General features: G+C 35.3%; 16 protein-coding genes and 1 pseudogene. 11 read left to right on the top strand and 6 right to left on the bottom strand.

Going from position 1 to position 20642, the window contains the following annotated elements:
• Nucleotides 1–278: 278 nt before the first annotated feature.
• Together rpmG and AACK98_RS06250 are read left to right on the top strand one after the other, a co-directional pair.
• The gene (gene rpmG / locus AACK98_RS06255; protein WP_339040803.1) at nt 279–449 is read left to right on the top strand and encodes a 50S ribosomal protein L33; all 171 of its coding nucleotides are present in this window, start codon (nt 279–281) and stop codon (nt 447–449) included.
• 68 nt (nt 450–517) lie between these two features.
• Complete coding sequence (locus AACK98_RS06250; protein WP_339040801.1) at nt 518–1189, top strand: ABC transporter ATP-binding protein; 672 nt, start codon at nt 518–520, stop codon at nt 1187–1189.
• Between the two features lie 147 nt (nt 1190–1336).
• Here AACK98_RS06250 and uvrC read toward each other — a convergent pair whose 3' ends face one another.
• The 3 genes from uvrC to AACK98_RS06235 form a co-directional block, all read right to left on the bottom strand.
• Complete coding sequence (gene uvrC / locus AACK98_RS06245) at nt 1337–3211, bottom strand: excinuclease ABC subunit UvrC (protein WP_339040799.1); 1875 nt, start codon at nt 3209–3211, stop codon at nt 1337–1339.
• A 414-nt stretch (nt 3212–3625) separates the two neighbouring features.
• Entirely contained in the window at nt 3626–3994 is a 369-nt protein-coding gene (locus AACK98_RS06240; RefSeq protein ID WP_339042483.1) for an IS1 family transposase, read from the bottom strand.
• Complete coding sequence (locus AACK98_RS06235; RefSeq protein ID WP_339040357.1) at nt 3901–4284, bottom strand: hypothetical protein; 384 nt, start codon at nt 4282–4284, stop codon at nt 3901–3903. Before AACK98_RS06235 ends, AACK98_RS06240 begins: the two co-directional genes overlap by 94 nt.
• A gap of 989 nt (nt 4285–5273) precedes the next feature.
• Between AACK98_RS06235 and AACK98_RS06230 the strand changes: the two genes are divergently transcribed.
• The 8 genes from AACK98_RS06230 (at nt 5274) to AACK98_RS06195 (ending at nt 15039) form a co-directional block, all read left to right on the top strand.
• Nucleotides 5274–5636 (top strand): DUF721 domain-containing protein, encoded by a 363-nt coding sequence (locus tag AACK98_RS06230; RefSeq protein WP_339040797.1) that lies wholly within the window; start codon nt 5274–5276, stop codon nt 5634–5636.
• Nucleotides 5637–5692: 56 nt separating this feature from the next.
• Nucleotides 5693–6649: a malate dehydrogenase gene (mdh, locus tag AACK98_RS06225; protein ID WP_339040795.1), complete on the top strand. Its 957-nt coding sequence runs from the start codon at nt 5693–5695 to the stop codon at nt 6647–6649.
• Nucleotides 6650–6663: 14 nt separating this feature from the next.
• A complete protein-coding gene (gene xseA / locus AACK98_RS06220) occupies nt 6664–8079 on the top strand; it encodes an exodeoxyribonuclease VII large subunit (protein ID WP_339040793.1) in 1416 nt (471 codons plus the stop codon).
• A 141-nt stretch (nt 8080–8220) separates the two neighbouring features.
• Nucleotides 8221–8847, top strand: coding sequence for an outer membrane lipid asymmetry maintenance protein MlaD (gene mlaD, locus AACK98_RS06215; RefSeq protein WP_339040791.1), 627 nt, complete (start codon nt 8221–8223; stop codon nt 8845–8847).
• 801 nt (nt 8848–9648) lie between these two features.
• Nucleotides 9649–11532 (top strand): tRNA uridine-5-carboxymethylaminomethyl(34) synthesis enzyme MnmG, encoded by a 1884-nt coding sequence (gene mnmG, locus AACK98_RS06210; protein ID WP_339040789.1) that lies wholly within the window; start codon nt 9649–9651, stop codon nt 11530–11532.
• A 1408-nt stretch (nt 11533–12940) separates the two neighbouring features.
• Nucleotides 12941–13252 (top strand): acyl carrier protein, encoded by a 312-nt coding sequence (gene acpP, locus AACK98_RS06205; RefSeq protein ID WP_339040787.1) that lies wholly within the window; start codon nt 12941–12943, stop codon nt 13250–13252.
• A gap of 39 nt (nt 13253–13291) precedes the next feature.
• Nucleotides 13292–14572, top strand: a complete 1281-nt coding sequence (gene fabF / locus AACK98_RS06200) for a beta-ketoacyl-ACP synthase II (RefSeq protein ID WP_339040786.1) — start codon at nt 13292–13294, stop codon at nt 14570–14572.
• 152 nt (nt 14573–14724) lie between these two features.
• Nucleotides 14725–15039: a YbaB/EbfC family nucleoid-associated protein gene (locus AACK98_RS06195; RefSeq protein ID WP_339040784.1), complete on the top strand. Its 315-nt coding sequence runs from the start codon at nt 14725–14727 to the stop codon at nt 15037–15039.
• A 110-nt stretch (nt 15040–15149) separates the two neighbouring features.
• On the opposite strand, the gene ruvC is transcribed toward AACK98_RS06195, so the two are convergent.
• The 3 genes and pseudogenes from ruvC to tnpA all read right to left on the bottom strand — a co-directional run.
• Nucleotides 15150–15632 carry a crossover junction endodeoxyribonuclease RuvC gene (gene ruvC, locus AACK98_RS06190; protein ID WP_339040782.1) on the bottom strand — a complete coding sequence of 161 codons (483 nt, stop codon included), beginning with the start codon at nt 15630–15632 and terminating at the stop codon, nt 15150–15152.
• 2 nt (nt 15633–15634) lie between these two features.
• Nucleotides 15635–16357 (bottom strand): DsbA family protein, encoded by a 723-nt coding sequence (locus AACK98_RS06185; RefSeq protein ID WP_339040780.1) that lies wholly within the window; start codon nt 16355–16357, stop codon nt 15635–15637.
• Between the two features lie 225 nt (nt 16358–16582).
• Nucleotides 16583–16984 (bottom strand): annotated as a pseudogene (gene tnpA, locus AACK98_RS06180) (IS200/IS605 family transposase); the annotation flags it as partial.
• Between the two features lie 798 nt (nt 16985–17782).
• Here tnpA and AACK98_RS06175 point away from each other — a divergent pair.
• A complete protein-coding gene (locus AACK98_RS06175; protein ID WP_339040778.1) occupies nt 17783–20473 on the top strand; it encodes an AsmA family protein in 2691 nt (896 codons plus the stop codon).
• Nucleotides 20474–20642: the final 169 nt, after the last annotated feature.

Genomic DNA, 20642 nt, shown 5'->3' with positions numbered 1-20642 from the left:
AAAGTTCTAGTGGTGTTTTTAGTTTGCTTGTCTCTCATTCTAGATTTTTGTGTATTCCTTGCAATGTGGTACATATCACTCTTGCTCTTTTAAATTTTTGGAAGCTATACAAAGCTTACTTACAGTGAACTAACTTTAGTGAAGCTTTTTCTGTTAGCTACCTCGGCTTTAAATTGCACATTTTATTTGACCTGAATTTTGTGGTTTGAGCTGCTACTTTCAAGGTTTGTTTGTGTAGTGTAATTACTTTATGTATTACTTATAGATGGAAAATATCAATGGCTAAGAAAAATACTGTGTCAATAAAGTTAGCTAGCTCCGCTGGAACTGGTTACTTTCTAGTAAAGAAAAAAAATCCAAAAAAACTCACAAAAAAATTGAGCTTTCGCAAGTATGATCCGATTGTTAGAAAGCATGTACTATTTGAAGAAAAGAAGCTTAGCAGTTAGATTTATTAGTAGTGTGTACGCTTTTGTTTTAATATCGTGCACTATATGCAACGTATAGGACGTGTTTGATGTCTATAGAACTAAGTAGCATTACTAAGGATTATAATGAATATAACTCCAGCACCCGAGTTCTTGAGGATGTCAACCTCAAATTAGCTGATGGAGATTCTGTCTCTATTATCGGGCGCTCAGGCTCTGGAAAGAGCACATTATTGCACATTATGGGGCTACTTGATACGCCGTCATGTGGCGATGTTTTTATATCAGGGCATTGCTATTCAAAGGCGTCTGATCGCTTAAAAGCAGAAGCTCGCAGAAAGCTTATAGGTTTTGTATACCAATTTCATTATCTATTACTTGAGTTTACTGTACTGGAAAACCTTATTATCACACAACTCATATCTGGCGCTTCGTCATCCAGTGCGAAACAAAATGCCGAACTGCTTCTAAAAAAACTTGAGCTTTGGGATAGGCGACATTCCTTGGCTTCACGATTATCTGGTGGGGAACAACAAAGAATAGCAGTTGCAAGAGCACTTGTAAATTTCCCAAAAATTATTCTAGCTGACGAACCTACAGGCAATCTCGATGAAACTAATTCAAAGATTGTAGCAGATTTGCTCTTTAATGAAGCTAAAGAAAGAGGAGCATCTGTTGTACTTGTAACGCACAATTCAGATCTTGCAAAAATTGCAGACAGATCTTTCATATTAAAAAACAAAACACTAAATCTGGTATAGTAAGTCCATCCGCCAAAAATTGATTTGCTAGTACGCGCGCCAAGAGTCTCAGAAGAAGCATGAAATGATGTTTAAGGGATGGACTAACTGGTACTCTAAAAATCATGCCTTTCAAATCCACGCGCGTACTAGTTATGAAGGCAGTGCCTAAAGATTACGCTGCTTACAAATATTTACTATTTTTTCAGCAGTCTTTTTGCCGATCGCTTTTATACACGATAGTTCTTCTATTGAAGCGCTGGTGATTCTCTCGTATGAACCAAATATAGTCAGCAAAGTCTTCATTCTTTTTTCTCCAACGCCTGGGACATCTGATATTAGAGATTTTAGCGTTGCTTTGGTTCTCGCCTTTCTATGTGTGCTGATTGCAAATCTATGAGCCTCATCTCTAAGATTTTGCAAATAGAATAACAACGGATCATTTTTTTCTAATTGAAACTTGCCTTTCTTTGGAGTAAAGAACCATTCTTCACCAGCATTTCTTTTTTCTCCTTTTGCTATAGATATAACATCTATCTCTTGATCTAGCTTGTTTAATTCCAGTATTTTGATAGCAACTGCTAAATGTCCAGCACCACCATCTATCAAAATAACATCAGGACAAGCAGCACTTTGTAAATGTTTTAATCTTCTGCTTAATGTTTGGTTTAAAATATAATAATCATCCGAATTAGTGTCATGCTCTATTTTAAATTTTCTATACTCTCTTTTGTCAAAGCCATCTGGAGTTGCAACAATCATACATCCAAATGAAAATTTTCCAAAAATATGACTGTTATCATACACTTCAATCCTTTCTGGAATCCTTTGCAATCCAAATACCTCTTGCATTCTTTGGAGCATAGCATGTTGTTTAGAGTACTTTTGCATTTGATTAATCAAAGCGTGTCTTGCATTCTTCGTAGCAAATTCCATTATATTATGTTCTAAAGATGCTAGCTTTGGTATTACAACTTTTGGATAATATATATTTCCTTTATTTTTTCTCTTTGCCAGTGAAATAAGTGCATTTTGTAAAATAGTGGCCTCAGCCTCTTCTGTGTTAATCCAGATTTCCTGGGGCATCTCTATATCTTCATATAATTGCAAAATGAATATGTTAATAGAATTATGATAGTCACGAGTATCTACATCTTTTAGGAAATATTGTTGATTCTGATAATTCTTTCCATTACGCATAAAAATTAAGTGTAAGCATGCATTCAATGCGTTTCTATAATGAGCAAAAATGTGGATTTCCGCATCATTCTTATAATCCAGCATTATTCGCTTTTTCTGCATTTGTGTTAGTAAAGCAATTCTATCTCGCAAGACAGCTGCTCTCTCAAAATCCAGCTTTGTACTTGCTGTATTCATCAGATCTATCAATTCATTTTGTATATTTTTGCTATTACCCGAAAGAAAGTCGATGACTTGATCTATTGATTGTGCATAGTCTTTTTGTGTAATTTTGTTTACACAAGGAGCACTGCATCTTTTTATTTGATATAGTAAACATGGCCTCATTTGGGATCGCCTGGCTGTGAAATAATTATCTGTACACGACCTAATCATAAAAATCTTTTGCAACTCACTGATTGTGGCTTCTAGGTTTTCAACACTGGAGAACGGTCCGTAATATCTTGTTTGTATGTTTTTGGCACCTCTATGTTTAGCTATTCTAGGAAATTCATGATTGAAATAAATCGCAATATATGGAAATGATTTATCATCTCTGAGCGCGATATTGAATCTTGGATCAAAAGATTTGATAAGATTTGCTTCCAGAATCAGTGCATCTGATTCATTATCCGTCACCAGAGTATCAATTGCATGAAGTAGTGTAATCATCAATCTCAGTCTATTTGGCATTTTATCGATTCGCTTGTACTGAGACAGTCTCTTCCTGATATTTTTTGCTTTGCCTATATATATCACAACACCTGCGCTATCCAGCATCTTATAAACACCAGGTGTTTCAGGCGCAGAACATATAGCATTATCTAATGCTGCTAAACCCTTTTTTATATCAATTTGCTTCATGTAATGAACTTATATATCTTCAAAGCATAGATTGTAAAGTCTATAACCTAAGTGTATTGCGACTTTCAACGATACAAATAGGTATATAGCAGTAGAGATTTGCATGCTTATTTTGATACTATACTCCATACTAATTATTTATCATGCCAATGTGATTTTAATAATCGACCATATTTACAATATAATGCTTTATAATTTATTAAGGAATTATGAGTGCAATATCGAAGAAGCTGTTGTATATCGCACACCTCTATAATATCAAAAAAGAAGTGCTAAGAACATGGTAGATTATAGCAATCCAGCGTTTGTTAAAGCAAGAAATGCAGCAGTATGAAAAGAAATTGAGTCTTCTGGACGGAATTTTGAGACTTTTGCTGCAACTAATCTTACAGATGCATAAATATTTGAGAGTTTTCACATAAAGATAGATAAGAGCTGTTCTTGATATTGTTTGAATATTTGTGTAATAGTAAGAGCGCACCAAAGCTTGATGGATCCGTATACCATTGACTCTTTTTTAGAAACGATTTTAGTGCGCCGTGTCATTCGGCATAAATGATGTCGCGTGTTGCTATTATCTCTCTCGATACATACTGTGCCAGACTTTCCAATTGTATGACGCTCTTTGGGTAAAATTTTAGAAAAAGCATCCCAATCATCCGTATAAAAATGACATTCTTTCAGATGACTCACTTTGTTGTAGAGCTTTTGGAATGTTGCAGTATCACGATTGCCTGTAACCCAGGCAACTGTTCTCCTTGTACTACGATCAACTGCCTTAATGATCCAAAGCTTGTTTTTTTTGAACCAATAAAATGCCACATCTCGTCGAATTCCATCTCCATAATATCCGAAGAGACAACTGGCTCCTGAGTCTTGCCCATCGCCTCTACTACCCAGCGATAAATTATGGACGCCGAATGCCATAATATCTTGCATAACATAGAAAAAGAGCCATTACCAAGACTATATAGCATAACGCATAATGCTTTCTTAACAGCTGTTTGAGGCTTCTTGCCCAGATCGCCCTCAACAAAATTTAGAACATGATCTGCACTTATAACGCTGTACACCCCCTCACAATGCCATTCTTTACAAAGATATCAGAGCAACATCCCTTACAACAAACCATAAAACCACTCTTTAGTTTTTAAAAAAGTGATCATATCATACTTCTATCTAATTGTGAAAACTCTCAAATATTTAACCTCAGCTCGATCTAAGGAATGAGAGTAGCGGAATAAGAAGAAGGGGTAGTCATTAGAATTCCTCTAAAACCACTACGTTCTGAGGGATATACTATTATATAGATGACTTTTGAAGCTAATTTGAATTGAACCTGAAGAGACTTGTGTCATGTAGCGAGAGAATGCTGAGGAGAATGTGATATATGATGAGCTTATTAGAAATTATGACAATACTTGTGGCTTTTCATTTGAATCATCATCGTATGTTTAAAGATTTTTATCAAGAATGTCTAAATATGTACTATACATCAGAATTTCCGAAGTTGGTAAGTTATAATAGATTTGTTAAGCTTACGAAGCGTGCTGTGGTGCCGTTGATAATTATGCATGTGGTTCTATTTGGAAGTAAGGTCGGTAAATAGTATATTTATTCAACAGAACTTGAAGTTTGACATAATATACACATAAGAAGACAGAGGATATAGCAAAATGCGGAAAACATCAACTGGTTGGTTCTTTGGATTTACCAAAGCTGCTTAACCTTTACACACTTATTGCAACAAAACCTATAAAGTTAGCAAATGCTGTGAGTTATGTATTGTCGTGAATTTTATAATGCAATAACATAATGATTGATTCAATATGTAATTTCTGTTGATGATATTGATATTACTTGTGCTGTTATTGGGATGATATTGATAAATCTAGTTTTCGGTCGTATATAAAGGCTTTTTATGAATATTGCTATTTTATATATAGAATGTTAACGAAATAAGCAATGTATTAAAAACAGCGATGTCTTATTGTTCAATTGCCAAGTTACTTGATAGGGGGTATAAATGTATCTTGTGATACCATTTAGATAGGTACATAACATGTTAAGGAATAGTCGATTAAAAGCTGGCTTCAAAAGCCTCAATATTGTAACGAATACTGTGCTTGGCAATATTCTCAGTAGTTGTGATGCAGTTGCACAAAAGATAGGAGCAAACTGGATAGATATAGTTGGGCGAGGTCTTGCGAATATTAGCTATCCAAGTGATATCGCGTTTAATGGAGAAAGTAGAGCTCGTGGCACATTAACGATTGAAATTTCGAATCCAGGGTTTGCTCTTGAGATGCAATCTTGCCAGCAGACAATCATCTCAAGAGTAAATAGCTATTTTGGTTACGAAGCCGTTGCACAAGTAAAGATTAAAGTTAGAAAATCTCAGGTTTTTGCTAAAAAGAGTGATTGATAAAAGCGTGAAGAATATTTAACATCAAATTATTTATCCATTACGGGGGGTTGCTTATGCAAAATGTGAACAAGATAGCGCTAATAGGTGGCGGTAATATAGGAGGAACGCTTGCGCATCTTGCAAGCATGAAGTGTCTTGGTGATATAGTAATATTGGATAAGACAGAAGATTTTGCAAAAGGTAAAGCTCTTGATATAGCACAAAGTCTCCCTGTTGAAAGTTGTGATGCTGCGATTACTGGTACAGCAGATTATAAAGACTTAGAAGGCGCAAATGTAGTTATAATAACTGCAGGTGTTGCGCGCAAGCCTGGTATGAGTAGAGATGATTTACTTTCTACAAATGTTGAGGTAATGAAAATAGCAGCTGATGGAGTAAAGCGTTATGCTCCGAATGCTTTTGTCATAATCGTGACGAATCCTCTGGATTCCATGGTTTATGCGTTTAAGAAGTTTAGCGGACTTTCCAGTAAAAAGGTTGTTGGAATGGCTGGTGTACTTGATACTGCGCGCTTTAGGTTGTTCCTGGCAAGAGAGCTAAATGTATCAGTTCAGGATGTCTCAGCGTTTGTACTTGGTGGGCATGGAGACTCTATGGTGCCAATTATTAGATATACTACGGTTGGGGGCATTGCACTATCAGATATAATAAAGATGGGCTTGATTACTGAAGCGAAAGTTAATGATATAGTAACGCGGACCAAGAATGGTGGTGGAGAAATAGTACAGTTATTACAGAAAGGTTCTGCTTTTTATGCTCCAGCTGCATCTGCAATGGAAATGGCGGAAGCTTACTTGTTGAATAGAAAAATGATATTACCTTGTGCCGCTTATCTGAATGGCGAATATGGTTTTAAAGATGTTTATACTGGTGTACCAGTTGTGATAGGAGCGGGTGGTGTTGAGAAAGTTATAGAAATTCCTCTCACAAGTGAGGAAAAAGCAATGTTTGATGCTTCTGTAAAAGGTGTACAAGATACCATAACTTCTATGGCAGGAATGCTAAAGTAAGGATGTCGAAGGTTTTGAACAAAAGCGACTTAAAGCAAGGATACATTGATCTAATGGTTCCAGATGCTAGTGATGATAAGCTGGTTGATGTCTTGAAGGAAGATTTGGTTTATACTGTTTCTGCGCTTTCTGGCTTGATTAAGGAATGTATAGAAAATAGCTTCTTTTATGTGCGTGTTCAGGGTGAGGTATCTGGGTATAAGGTTGCCTCTTCTGGACATGTATATTTTAATCTGAAAGATAATGATTCGTTGCTTAATATTGTTTGTTGGCGGGGGAACACTTGCGTTTTCCCTATGGATATAGAGGATGGAATGGAGGTAGTCTGTTCAGGAAGCATTACTGCATATCCTGGAAGATCATCATATCAGCTTATATTGTCAAAGCTTGAAATGGCGGGTAGAGGCGCTCTGCTTGCATTATTTGAAAAGCGCAAGCAGATGCTAACTGAAGAAGGATTGTTTGATCTAGCGCACAAAAAAAAGTTACCTTTACTGCCAAAAGTTATAGCGCTTGTTACATCGGAAAAGGGTGCTGTGTTGCATGACATGCTACATAGAATAAGAGATAGATTTCCAATTGAAGTATTGGTCTATGATGTAGCTGTTCAAGGTAAGGGTGCTGCATCACAAATTGCTGATGCAATACACAATTTGAACGATTTGACAGCAGGGAAAAAAATAGATGTGGTCATTGTTGCGAGGGGTGGAGGCTCCATAGAAGATCTCTGGCCTTTCAATGAAGAAATATTAGTGCGTGCTATATATGCTTCGAATATACCAATAGTGTCAGCAGTTGGTCATCAAACAGATGTAACACTATGTGACTTAGTGGCGGATTTAAGAGCTCCAACGCCTACTGCTGCAATTGAGATGGCTTTACCAGTGCGAGATGATCTAATTAAGAGAATAGCAGCTCTTATATCAAGAGCATTCATCGAGACAGAAGACTTTTTGTGCATGAATTTAACGAATCTACAGAAGCTATATATTTCAATTTGTAAGAATTTTGAGTATTTTTATAATATTAACAAACTAAAACGTGTTTCGATATATCAAAGATTCAGTTATATTGCGCAAAGTTTGATTCACAAAAAACGCAGTGAAGTCCAGAGTATTTTGCACATAAGACATATCATTGTAATATTAGACCAAAAAATACAGAGTGCTGATAAAGATTTGGTGTATTTAAATTATAGGCTAGAAGATGCTTTAATGTTATACTTCAAAAAAATGCGTGCTGCTCTTGAAACAATTGCTATAGCTATTAAGCGTAATGGCACTGATCGCTTGTTAAAGCGTGGTTTGGCTTTGGTTTATGATGATGTGGGGAATTTGCTAACTTCTTGCAACGCTGTTACAGTTAGGAAGAAATTAAGAGTTGAGATGTCAGATGGTAAGTTTCATGTTGTTGTGACTGAGAGAGATTAGAAGATTTTGGTGTGCTTGTGTTGTGATTATTTCAATTGATTTTATAAAAATGGAATATCAAAAGGTGAGATTTAGTAGTTTTCAAAGGATCTAACAAGCGCGCTGTTATTATTTATATAATAAAACATTTGTAGATAGACTATGAATAAGAACTTGACTGAAACAATAGTTGGAGCTGTGGTACTGGTAGTAGCAGCGCTATTCCTTTATAAAGCTTATAACACAGGTAGCATCGATAAGGTGAATGAAAAGTTTTATAAGATCACTGCAGACTTTGATAGGATAGATGGTATAGAGGTTGGTAGTTTAGTTAGAGTTAGCGGTATAAAAGTTGGTAGAGTATCTGGGCAGTCGTTGGATAGAGTTAGTTATGCAGCTCGCATTACTATGGATATATATGAAAGTGTTTCTCTCCCAAAGGATACTTCTGCTGAGATTGTATCTAGTGGATTGATTGGAGATAAATATGTGTCTCTGGTACCGGGTGGAGAAGATGAAATGTTACAAGATGGTAATAATATAACGTTTACTCAGTCCTCAGTAAATATTGAAAATTTGATAGGGAAGATGATGTTTAACAGTATGTCTTCAGGTGCACAATCAAAAGTGGAAGAGGATTCTAAAATAGAGCAAGAAGATGTTATTCAAGAGCAAGAGAATAAGGATCTTTTAGATGAACCGCGCGTCGGTGCTTCTGATAGTTTTAATTCAAATATCTCAGATACTATTAAGCAGACTGCTAGCATAGAATTCATTAAGCATGAGTGATGCCTTTAAATGGTGATTTAGCACTTTATTTACCTTTTTCTAGAATGCTATTTTACCGGCAATGCAACACAAAATACATGAAGAGCATTTTAAAGGCGCCAATTTTGAAAAGTATGGCGATTATATACATGTATAAAAAGTAATAAGTGCATGGTATAAATAATGTTTTCAGTGCAGTCATTTAGGCAATAAAAACTAGTTATCAATGTAAGAATTTGTTAGTGCATTTATTACATCGTATTTTCCTATTTATTCCTTCGCAAAATTAGCTTATAAAACGACCTTTTAGTATTATAAATCTTGAGTTGCTGATTAGGCGCTGCCTTAAGTAAGTGCATACGCGTGGATTTTAATAGCATGATTTTTTAGAGTACAAGTTAATTTCTGAGTTCAATACTATATATTTGCGAGGAAATTAACGAAGTAATACTTTAAAAATCAGGCCAGAAAAAGTCTGATATAATAACTTGGTTAATAGGGCTATAATCAGGACGCATCGCCAATTATAAAATAGTAGTTGCATCATAACTCTAAGGAGTGCTGGATTTATATCGGTTATAAATACTTTGCTGGCAGTGCCTAAAGTAGTATTTGCCAGTATCTGTGAGAAATTATATATCCGAAAATTAGCGCGGGGGCCCGTTTTTAAGATAATTTTTGTATATTTAACTTGCGGCAAAAATTTATTTGCGCAGAAAATCGAGTTTTGACGGACAGATAAAATAATTGGCGACTCGCATTATAGAAAGACTTTAAGTTTTGATAATTGAATCGAATATAAACTAAGCTGAAATTACAATTATGATGAATTTTGACGTTGTTGTAGTCGGTGCTGGGCATGCTGGTGTTGAGGCTGCAGCTGCATCCGCAAGAATTGGAGCAAAAACTTGTTTAATTACATATAGTTTCAACAATATAGGAGAAATGTCTTGTAATCCTTCAATTGGAGGTGTGGCAAAGGGAATAATCGTAAGAGAAGTTGATGCTCTAGATGGACTTATGGGAGTTGCTATAGATATGGCTGGCATCCATTATAAAATGTTAAACAGCAGTAAAGGACCAGCAGTATGGGGCCCCCGTGCTCAAGCAGATAGAAAGCTTTATAAAGCTGCTATGCAGAGTATTTTATCCTGTTATAAAAATCTTACAATACTTGAGATGGAAGTAACAGATTTGATATTGGAGTCTGGAAAAGTACAAGGCGTAGTTTGTGGCTCTGAGCGTATATTAGCAACGTCTGTAGTGCTGACTACTGGTACATTTTTAGGTGGTGTTATTCATGTTGGGAATAAAACAAAAAACGCTGGGCGTTTTCAAGAAAATGCATCAATTATGCTTGCTGAAAGACTTAAAGCATATGGGCTAAATACTGGTAGATTAAAAACTGGAACTCCGCCAAGATTGCTTAAAGATTCTATAAAGTGGGATTTACTTGAAAAACAACCTGGTGACAATCCACCAGTTCCATTTTCATATTTAAATAGTGAAGTAAAAAATCCGCAGATAGATTGCTATATTACATATACAAGTCACAATATGCACGAAACCATTAGAGAGAATTTACATCTTTCTTCAATATATTCGGGGCAAATCACAGGTAGTGGTCCAAGATACTGTCCTTCGATAGAAGATAAAATTACACGTTTTGCTGATAAAGAGAGGCATCAAATCTTTTTAGAGCCAGAAGGTTTGGATAATGAGTTAATATATCCAAATGGAATTTCCACATCACTTCCTGAAGAGGTGCAAGATAAGATGCTGCGTTTTATTCATGGACTTGAAGATGTCAAAATCGCAAGGTATGGATACGCAATAGAATATGATTATATAGATCCAAGGGAGTTAAAACCAACACTTGAGGTAAAGAAAATAAGTGGACTATTTTTAGCTGGGCAGATTAATGGGACAACGGGATATGAAGAAGCAGCTGGGCAAGGAGTGCTAGCTGGTATGAACGCCGCACTTTCACTTTGTAATGAGCAATATATAGTAGGTAGAGCGGATGCATATATAGGTGTTATGGTGAGTGATCTAATTACATTTGGAACAGTTGAGCCGTATAGGATGATGACGTCTCGCGCTGAGTTTAGAATATTACTGAGACCTGATAATGCTGATTCAAGGCTTACTCAGAATGCTGCTAAAATAGGTGTAATTGGAATTGATAGGTTGAGCGATTACGAGATAAGACAGGCTAATTTAAAAAGACTAAAAGCTGAATTATCAAATGTTACTTTTACGCCTAATCAACTAGCGAAATTCGGATTAAATATTTCTAAAGATGGCGTTAGAAGAACGCTTTTAGAGATAATTGGCATGCAGAATATAGACTATAACATCATTTGCGGCCTTTATGATAAAATTCGGCTTTATGATCAAAAATTGGTTAGTATTTTGAAAATAGAGGCGCTTTATGCATCATATCAAGATCGCCAAAATAAAGATATCGAGATATTATCAGAGGAATCTGCTATAAAGATTCCTGGTAATATAGATTACAGCATGATAAAAGCACTTTCAAATGAGGTACGTCTTAAATTATCAAATGTTAGGCCTACTACTATCGCAGAAGCAAGGAGAGTGCAAGGCATTACGCCTGCTGCTGTAGTTGCACTCCAGATATATTTAAAGAAGAGTGAATATAGCAATCGATATAATTCTCAACCAGATGTAAGCCAAGAATAATCACTTGCAGCGATTTTATCTAATAGACCTCTTGCATAACCTCATTCTGAGGTAGAAATTCTTATAGAGTAGATTTTTGCAAAACGTCACCAAACAATGATCCACGTGAGTGTTTTTATGTTTTAGTGACAATCAAATCACAGTTTGGAACAGGTTATGCAAGAGGTCTAATAATTCAGGTGTGATTGCTAAATAATTAATTTTCAAATGTATATTTACCAGTAGTCTAACATACTTGGGATACATATTTGGAGCTATTGAAATTTGTGAGCAGATACTTTGTTTTATAGTCTATCCGTCAAAAATTTATTTGCTTACGCAAAGCAATTTTTGCGTAAAGTTAAATATACAAAAATTAGCTTTTAAGTGCAGCCCTGTGCCAATTCTCTAATATTATACAAAATCTATAAAGTTTGAGGCAATTTTACCACTTTTTCTACTGGACTTTCGGTGCATCATAATGACTTACAGCCAAAATAAATCCTGCACTTCTTATAGTTATGACGTAGGCGACTAGTGATAGCTAAAGCTCTATAAAATAGGCATGGAAAACTAGTATTTAGAATAAATTTTTATTCACTTGGAATCGGCAATATCACTCTATTTTAGGCGAGAGGCTGGCTTGAAATTTATCAAAAAGACAAAGTTTAGCATAACTCTTTTATACTGCCTTAGTATATAATAGTATATGCCGCAGCTTCTTATAAATTAACTGCGAGAAAAGGTTTTGAGTGTGTTTTCAGCGCATACCTCTTTGTATTGTCGGAAAACCCTGCTATACACTCGAGTTATCTGCTCTTCCTTTATCTCTATATTCATTTAAAGCTGCTGATTTAGTAATTATTCTAGTGTTAAAGATTTGTATATTAATTTTTAACAAATTGTGTTGAGTTTATACCAATTAAAAGCTGACAGCAGATGATGCAAGAAGTATAATTTGGTCAATAACGCTTATGAATCAAGTACCATTAGCTTGACTCTGTGCGCTGTTGTCTGTTACTATCTCAGACCTGTAAATATGTTTTAAAAATATGCATTAGGTACTTATGCAAAAGTAGAGTTATGCATATTTATCAGGTTTTGAAGTGCAGTGCAGAAAACAGTAAGTTTTTCATTGCTATGCTTTATAGCAATGTGCTGTTCTTTTCGAATATTCTGTTTTACAAATCAAATCAAAAATTTGGTTTGATAGTGCGATCGTTAAGAGGTAAGTATTATAATTATTTAACCAAGTTATATATTAAGTATACATACTTTACTTATATCGTATATTGATATAGGCGGCGTAAAATCCAGGAATTTCGAAGTTACAATGTGTAGCTTTGCAAAGAAATTCTTTGACAAAGGTTATAATTATGATATTTAGTCTCTTCATATCGTATTACTGATTAACAACTTAAGGATTATTATGACAGATCTCAATCTAAAGAAAGAAATTAGAGTTGCGGAGAACGAAGCATCTGTAGAAATTGCTGAGAGCGCTGATGTAGAAAAGAGAGTTGCTGGAGTAATTGCTAAACACGTAGATGATGCAGCAAAAGTAATTAAGCCAGAATCTGGGCTTGGCAGTGATTTGGGTTTTGATAGCCTTGATTCTGTGGAACTTGTAATGTCTCTGGAAGAGGAGTTTAATGTTGAGATTCCTGATGAAGATGCTGCAAAGATGAAAACTGTTGGTGATGTTATGCATTATATTAAAGCTGCTCTTCGTAACGGTTGATACCGGTGTTCTAAAAAATAATCAATCATTGCTGTTCATATGAAGCGTGTTGTAGTAACAGGGGTAGGTGTTGTCTCTCCACTAGGCTCTAATATAGAGTCATCATGGAGAAACTTGATCGACGGAAAATCAGGGATCAAGCTTATACCTGACTCTGTAGTGGATACTAGTCAGTTACCAAGTAAAGTGTGTGGCTTCATTCCAGATTCTGAATTGCCCAATGATTCTCTAGGTTTTTGCATTGCTTCATATATTACACAGAAAGAGGCAAAAAGAATGGATAGATTTATCCATCTAGGTATTGCTGCATCTGTGCAAGCGATTGAAGATTCAGGTTGGTTGCCAGAAGATGAATTAGCGAAGTGTAGGACTGGCATCTTGGTTGGGTCTGGTATAGGTGGTTTGACTACTATAGAGCAGAATGCTCTAATATTAAGTAATCATGGTGCAAAGAAGATCAGTCCATTTTTTGTTCCAGCAAGCTTGATTAATTTAATACCTGGCCATGTTGCTATAAAATATGGCTTTAAAGGTCCTAATTATTCTGTTGTTTCTGCATGTGCAACAGGAGCGCACTCGATAGCAGATGGTGCCAGAATAATAAGTAGTGGAGACGCAGATGTTATGGTATGTGGCGGTGCTGAAGCTCCTATCTCTCCACTTGGTATCGCTGGTTTTGCAGCTGCTAGAGCACTTTCCACGGGGTTTAATGATTTTCCAGAAAAGGCATCTAGACCATGGGATAAAAGTAGAGACGGATTTGTTGTAGCTGAAGGAGCCGGTGTTGTTGTGCTTGAAGAGTTGTCTCATGCTATAAATAGAGGAGCTAAGATATACGCTGAACTGATAGGTTATGGAGCAACTGGTGATGCATATCACATAACAGCTCCTGAACCAGGTGGTGATGGAGGTTATAGAGCAATGCAAATCGCGCTTGATAAAGCTGGAATTTCAGCTGGAGAGTTAGATTACATCAATGCGCATGGCACATCAACTCCTATAGGTGATATGGTTGAGCTTCAAGCTATAGATAGATTATTCACTGGCATAGATAAGAGTCGAGTTTCAATTTCATCTACTAAGTCATCCACAGGGCATACATTAGGTGCGGCTGGTGGTATTGAAGCTATATTTTCTGTGCTTGCAATTGGAAACTCTGTAGTGCCTCCTACTCTGAATTTGGATGACCCTGAAGAAAGTTACGGATTTTCTCTTGTTCCGCATAGTGCAAAAAGATGTGATGTTAGAATTGTTCTTTCTAACTCTTTCGGTTTTGGTGGAGCAAATGTAAGTTTGTTGTTTAGAAAATTTGAGAGCTAGCTCAAGATAAGGAGTGGTGTGCTGCTTTAATAAGGTGCAAGTTTTACTTTTTGAGCTCATTTGTCTAATTTCTGCTTTGTAGAGTTTCTTGAGGTTTGTGTTACTTGCGCTAGTACGCGCTTTATAGATTATAAAAATATTAGGTAGTGTGAATGATGAATATTCAACAAGTAATGAAGCAAGCACAGGATTTACAGAAAAAGATGACTGAAATTCAGCAAAAACTAGCTGAATCGGAAGTAGTTGGAGTTGCAGGTGGTGGTCTTGTTAGTATAACTACATCAGGCAAAGGTGATGTAAAGAAAGTGAAGATAGATAAGAGCTTAATTGTACAGGATGAAGTTGAGATTTTAGAAGATTTAATCATTGCAGCTTTTAATAGCGCAAAACAAAATGCTGATATCTTTATGTCAGAAGAAATGAAGAAACTAGGTGTTTCTCCTGAAATATTGAAGGGGATTGTTTAATTTTGCGTAAGCTCTATTAACCAGTCTATTCGCCAAAAATGTTATTTGCGTAGCAAATCAATTTTTTGCGGATAGACTTATAAGCTTTGCAATATTCTTGTAGTTTCAGCTTAAAGACCTATGCTTCTTGCATGGCATACACAAATAGCTAAAGCGTCAGATGCATCAAAATGTTTGTTATTATCATCAAAATCTTTGAGCCAAAGCTTTAACATTTTGAATATTTGTTCTTTATTAGCGTTGCCGCTATTCGTTATTGCTTTTTTAACTACGGTTGCCTTATAGCATATGGGAGTCAGCTCAAGTTGAGATGCAGCAACAATAGCAGCAGCCCTTGCATGAGCAAGTTGTAATGACGTTTGATAATTTGTGTTGACATATGTCTCTTCAATTGCCACATGTAATGGCGAGTGCTCAGTAATTATTTTTTGGATGCCATGAAAGATTTGCGTCAATCTTTTTGGAAGTGTGTCGCAAGTTGAGGTATTAACTACTCCCATTCCAGCAAAACATAGCTGTCCTTTTTTTGTTATTTCAATTACGCCCCATCCAGTTCTTCTAAGACCAGGGTCTATCCCTAAAACTTTTACCATTTCTATGGCTGACTTGCGGGACTTGTTTTAGAAGCATCAAAAGCTTTATCAATAGCCGCTTTGATCTTACTATATTTAGAACCCTCTAATACTTCGCCATTTATAACGAAAGCGGGCGTTCCATTGATGTTCAACACTCTAGAGGCATATAAGTTACTGCGAAGAATTCTTTCTGATATCTGATTATCTGATAAGCAATTATCAATTTGCTTATTATCCATCCCGCCGAGTTTAGCTATGCCACGCAGCCTTTCTTGATAGTCTTGAGAGTATGCCCAGTGCATTTGTGAGTTAAAGAGAATATTGATATATTTTTCGTATTGCCCGCTACATCTTGCAAGCACAGAGCCCATTAGTGCCGGCCTTGTATTTGGAAAGTCTCTATGCACATAACGCACTATTTTTTTGTCTATATACTCGGCTTTCAATTTTTCAAAATTTTCTTTATGAAAAGTAGCGCAATGCGGACAGGCTAAAGAAGAGTACTCAAATACAGTAACAGGAGCATCAACATCACCAATTATGATGTCATTTTCATCTATCGCAAGTACATCATCCTTAGTCGGCAATTTCTCTTCTTTAGCAATGCTTTGCTTTGTAGAAGCAGAATTATTGGAATCTGCGTAGCAAATTGTTACAAAATTCAAAAGTGACAAAATCGAAAGTAAACTAACGGGTTTTAACATAGAATTTTCAATTAGTATCTGTTTTAATAGTTTTAACATATAAAGTTCTAAAGATTATGTTATGCCTTTAGCGCTTTCCTCTAGATTGTATAGCTTTATTAATCAAATCATTATCTTTTTTGCTTAATACTCCATATTGCCGCGTTAATTTCTTGCAAATGTATAAAAGCATTCAAGACGACAATTAGCTTGTACTATCAATTACTACCGGCTAAAGCGCGGTAGTTTGTGTAACGCTTGCAAAGCAGATTAAAAGCGTAAACGCTAAAACTCTGATATTCTAAAATCATCTTTTTTGTGATGTTCCTCATGCTGTTCTATATATTTTTGCACTTCTTCTGAATTCACATTGCCAACTGTCACAACAAAATACCCTCTGGCCCAAAGATGTTGTCCACAATACCGCTTACGGAGCAGTGCAAATTCCTGTAGCAACTTACGACTACTTATACCTTTAATATATTGCACAGCTTTAGATATTGATATACTAGGCGGAACCAATGCTAATATATGTACGTGATCAGGACTCATACTGCCACTAATTATATTTATGTAATTAGCAGCACATATTTCTCGGATTACTTCCCTAGTTCTAATCGCAACTTGCCCAGTTAAAACTCTATACCTATACTTAGTACAAAATACTATATGATACTTTAGGTCATATAGGCTGTGGGATCATCTCCTATATTCCATTCGTCCTCCCTTAGCACATTTCCTAGATAACTAATACTAAAGTGTTCGCCTAAAGGCGAGGGTGTTAACCATATCACATATAACTACATAAAAAATCCTGCTTTCAAAATCCTCGAGTGTGCACTGATGTTATCGGCAGCATATACGTCATACTTTTCAAAATTAGCGACTTTATAAAATGCTAATTATGTATTTTATATATACATACGCTCACATTCTTCCTAGCTCTTTTTGAACTCCAACTTCGTATACACTGAATAAATACCAACTCTTCATTTATCTGCGGTATATATCCATGCAATGTTCATTTTTTAAACAATCATTTGGCTAAACTAAAGCATTAATATGAATTAGCAAGTTATAATTTGCATAGAGATTAATACAATTGTTTCTAAGTTATTGTGATTTCGCTCAATAAGCTGTGTTGGAATTTTACTGTTTAACAAACCGTCGTTACCGCACATCCTAAAACATTAACTAGCATTAGCGTGCTATATTTATAGCGCAAAAAAATTTTGCTGTCTCAATTATTATCAAGAAATAGTCTGAATTCGAAAAATAAGTCTGCAGATGTTAAAATTTAATTAAATGATGTATGTATCATTATGTTAAGCTGTTTATATTAATATTTAGTTAATGTGCAAAATGTTAATGATTTTTGCAAGATTTGACTTAGGGATAGTACAGATGTTATAACTGAAACTACGGTACAATGTGGAGTTTTATTGTCGCTACTTTCATGGTTCTTAAAATGAATGTATGCTGCAAGTGGTCTATTATGTAGGAGTGAATTTGAGGTACTTGGTCAAAATAACACTGTTTTTAATAGCAGCTTTGTTTTGCTTACATGTCTCTTTGCATTTAGTCAATTTTGACTATTTGAAGGAGCGAGTGGTGGAAGCTACAAACAAAAACTATGGGTTAAAGTTGCTTATAAATGGCGATGTCTCAGTAAGATTACTACCATTTCCTAGTTTGACTTTAGGTAATGTGGTCTTGCTAGATGCAGGTGCCAGGATGATTAGAAGCGAGTCCCTCACTATTTCATATAGCTTTATATATTTTTTTACAGAAAGAGTAACATCACCTGGTTCTATCTCTTTTGATGGTGCAAAGTGTAATTTTGAGCGTCTTAAAGGCGTACTGGTAAAAGAAATAAAGTCTGATTTAAGCTCTGAGATCCCTGATATCATACTAAATGATGCAAATATACTATTTGAAGGAAATTACGTACCACTTCATTCTATCGTAATAAAAAAAAGAGTAACAGGAAGTGGTGATGAAACCTCTGCAAGTTATAGCTTAGAGACAAACTATGATATTGCTGGCAGCAATCAAAATGCCGAGATACATATAAAAGATCTTACAAAAGAAGGGGATATTGGTGAGTTCTTAATTTCTATTAATGGAAGTGATATCAATCTAAGCGTTACTGGCTCTGGGAAAGATCTTTTTGGTAACTTCAAATTCACAGGAGATTTTAGAGTAGAGATAGCTAATATGCAGAAGCTTTCATCGAGTGAGTCAGAAGATGCTGAGAATACAAAAGTATACCTGGAAAGCAGTTTGAATATCAGCAATTCTATAATGCGAATGGATAATCTCAAATTCTCTACCAATCATGCAGATGACATAAGGGGTAGTCTTGCAGTAGATTATGCAGAAGCTCCAGCTGAAGTGATATTAGACCTTAAGTTTCGTGCTTTAGATCTTGATTTAATGTTTAACATCAAGCCATCGATGAATGATTTATCTATTGCTAGTGCACTTAGAGTGATTACAAATACTTTAGGTATTTATATTAGTCCAGGCTTTCTTAAAACATTTACTGCATTTTTAAACATCGAAGCAGACAGCGTAAAACTTTACTCTGGAGAAATAAATAACTTCATATTGAATGCGGATTTAGTAGATGATGATATATACGTCAATTCAATAGCATTCAATGTAAAAGATATAGGTGAGTTTTCGATGTATGGCGCAACTAATACAGACGAGGTAAGAAAAAAATTTAAGGGAAGCGCTTGGCTTTCAATAAAATCTATGGAGAGATTTAATAAGTGGCTTGGTCTCAATCTAAGTGAGGATGTTGTACAGAAGACAAAAACGTTATTGTTTAAGTCAGATGTTTCTGTGACACAGCATAGGATGAAATTTACTGATATCAAGGCTGCGTTTGGTGATCTTTTCTTAGTTGGAAGATGGACTCTAATGAGAGATGGCAATAATAAGATGAATGCTACATCTAGTATTAGATTTAATGATTTGGATTTAGATCAGATAGGAATCAGTGAAAGATTAGATAGCATATTGTTTTTATTATACAATTCTGATGATGATAAAACAGGAGCAAAATATTTTGAAGCAATTCATGATGGTGGATGGCTTAGATATTTTCCAATGAATTTGAATAGTGAAATAATAGCTGATCATTGCAAAATAAAAGGTGTTAGTTTGAATGATGTTATTATGTCGCTTGAGGTTACGCCTGGTTTCTTAGCGGTGCATAACCTAAAAGTTGCGTCAGATGTAGCAAAATTTGACAGTAAATTTACACTTTCTCTTCCTGCTTTTAGGCCGCATATAGAGCTGTATGGGAATTTTTCATATTTAGATACTAAATTTCTCAAGCGAATAGTTCCTAAATCTTTGCAAGATAGCTTTTTAGATGCTGAAAGGCCAATAAATTTGATGAGTGCGCACAATTTTGATGGAAATATCAGTATCAATATTGAAAAATTGACAGGTAGTTCTAATAAGGCGGAAAAATTAGCATTGAATTTGGCACTTGATAATGGAATTGCAACCATAAAATCTCTGAATGGTAAGATATATGGTGGTGATTTGGATCTTGTCGGAAGTATAGTATGTGCAGATATAGTGCCACAATATGTTATTGGCTTTGCCTTAAATAATATTAATCCAGGTGAATTGATGCAAGACATCATAGGGATTGATAATTTATCAGGATATATGAGTATGAGTGGTTCACTTTCCTTCTCTGGAAGAACACAAGATGTGTTGCTATCAAGGATAGGCGGTAGTATTAAAATTTCTGGCCGCAATTTACTTTGGAAAGGATTTAGCATGGATGAAATTGTTAAAATCCCTGAAATCAATACTTCGTTTGATGATGTGATGCATAGGTTAACTTACTATACAGAATATGGTTCTACATTCTTTGACAATGTAAGTGGAAAAATAGATGTAGTAGGTGGTATAGCAGGACTTGATGATATAGAACTGGATAATAGACGCTTTAAAGGAATGTTTGTTGCAAGATATGATATAGCAAATAAATTGCTCAACTCCCTGGCTAAATTTTCTTTTATTCCAATCGGGGATAGTGCACCAATAGTATTGCAAGTAACCAATAAGGGTGGATTACCTAATACAGAAGTAGCATTTGATACACAAAACCTTGTCATTTTTTTAAAAAATAAATTTGCAAAAAGATAAAAGTTATTAAAAATGATAAATAAAAACAGTTTTCAAAAAGCTACATCAGCAACATTGCGATAGACATATGATTTTAGTGTAACATTCATGATTCTTTTGATACGAAGAAGTCGTTATTTCTTATACTTTCTGCTTCTTGCATACATCTTAGTGAATGCTCCTGAGTTAT

This window comes from Candidatus Lariskella endosymbiont of Hedychridium roseum (genome assembly GCF_964020185.1).
Classification (GTDB): domain Bacteria; phylum Pseudomonadota; class Alphaproteobacteria; order Rickettsiales; family Midichloriaceae; genus Lariskella.
Note: the sequence above shows the minus strand (reverse complement) of the source record. Positions and strands in the feature narration are given on the sequence as shown.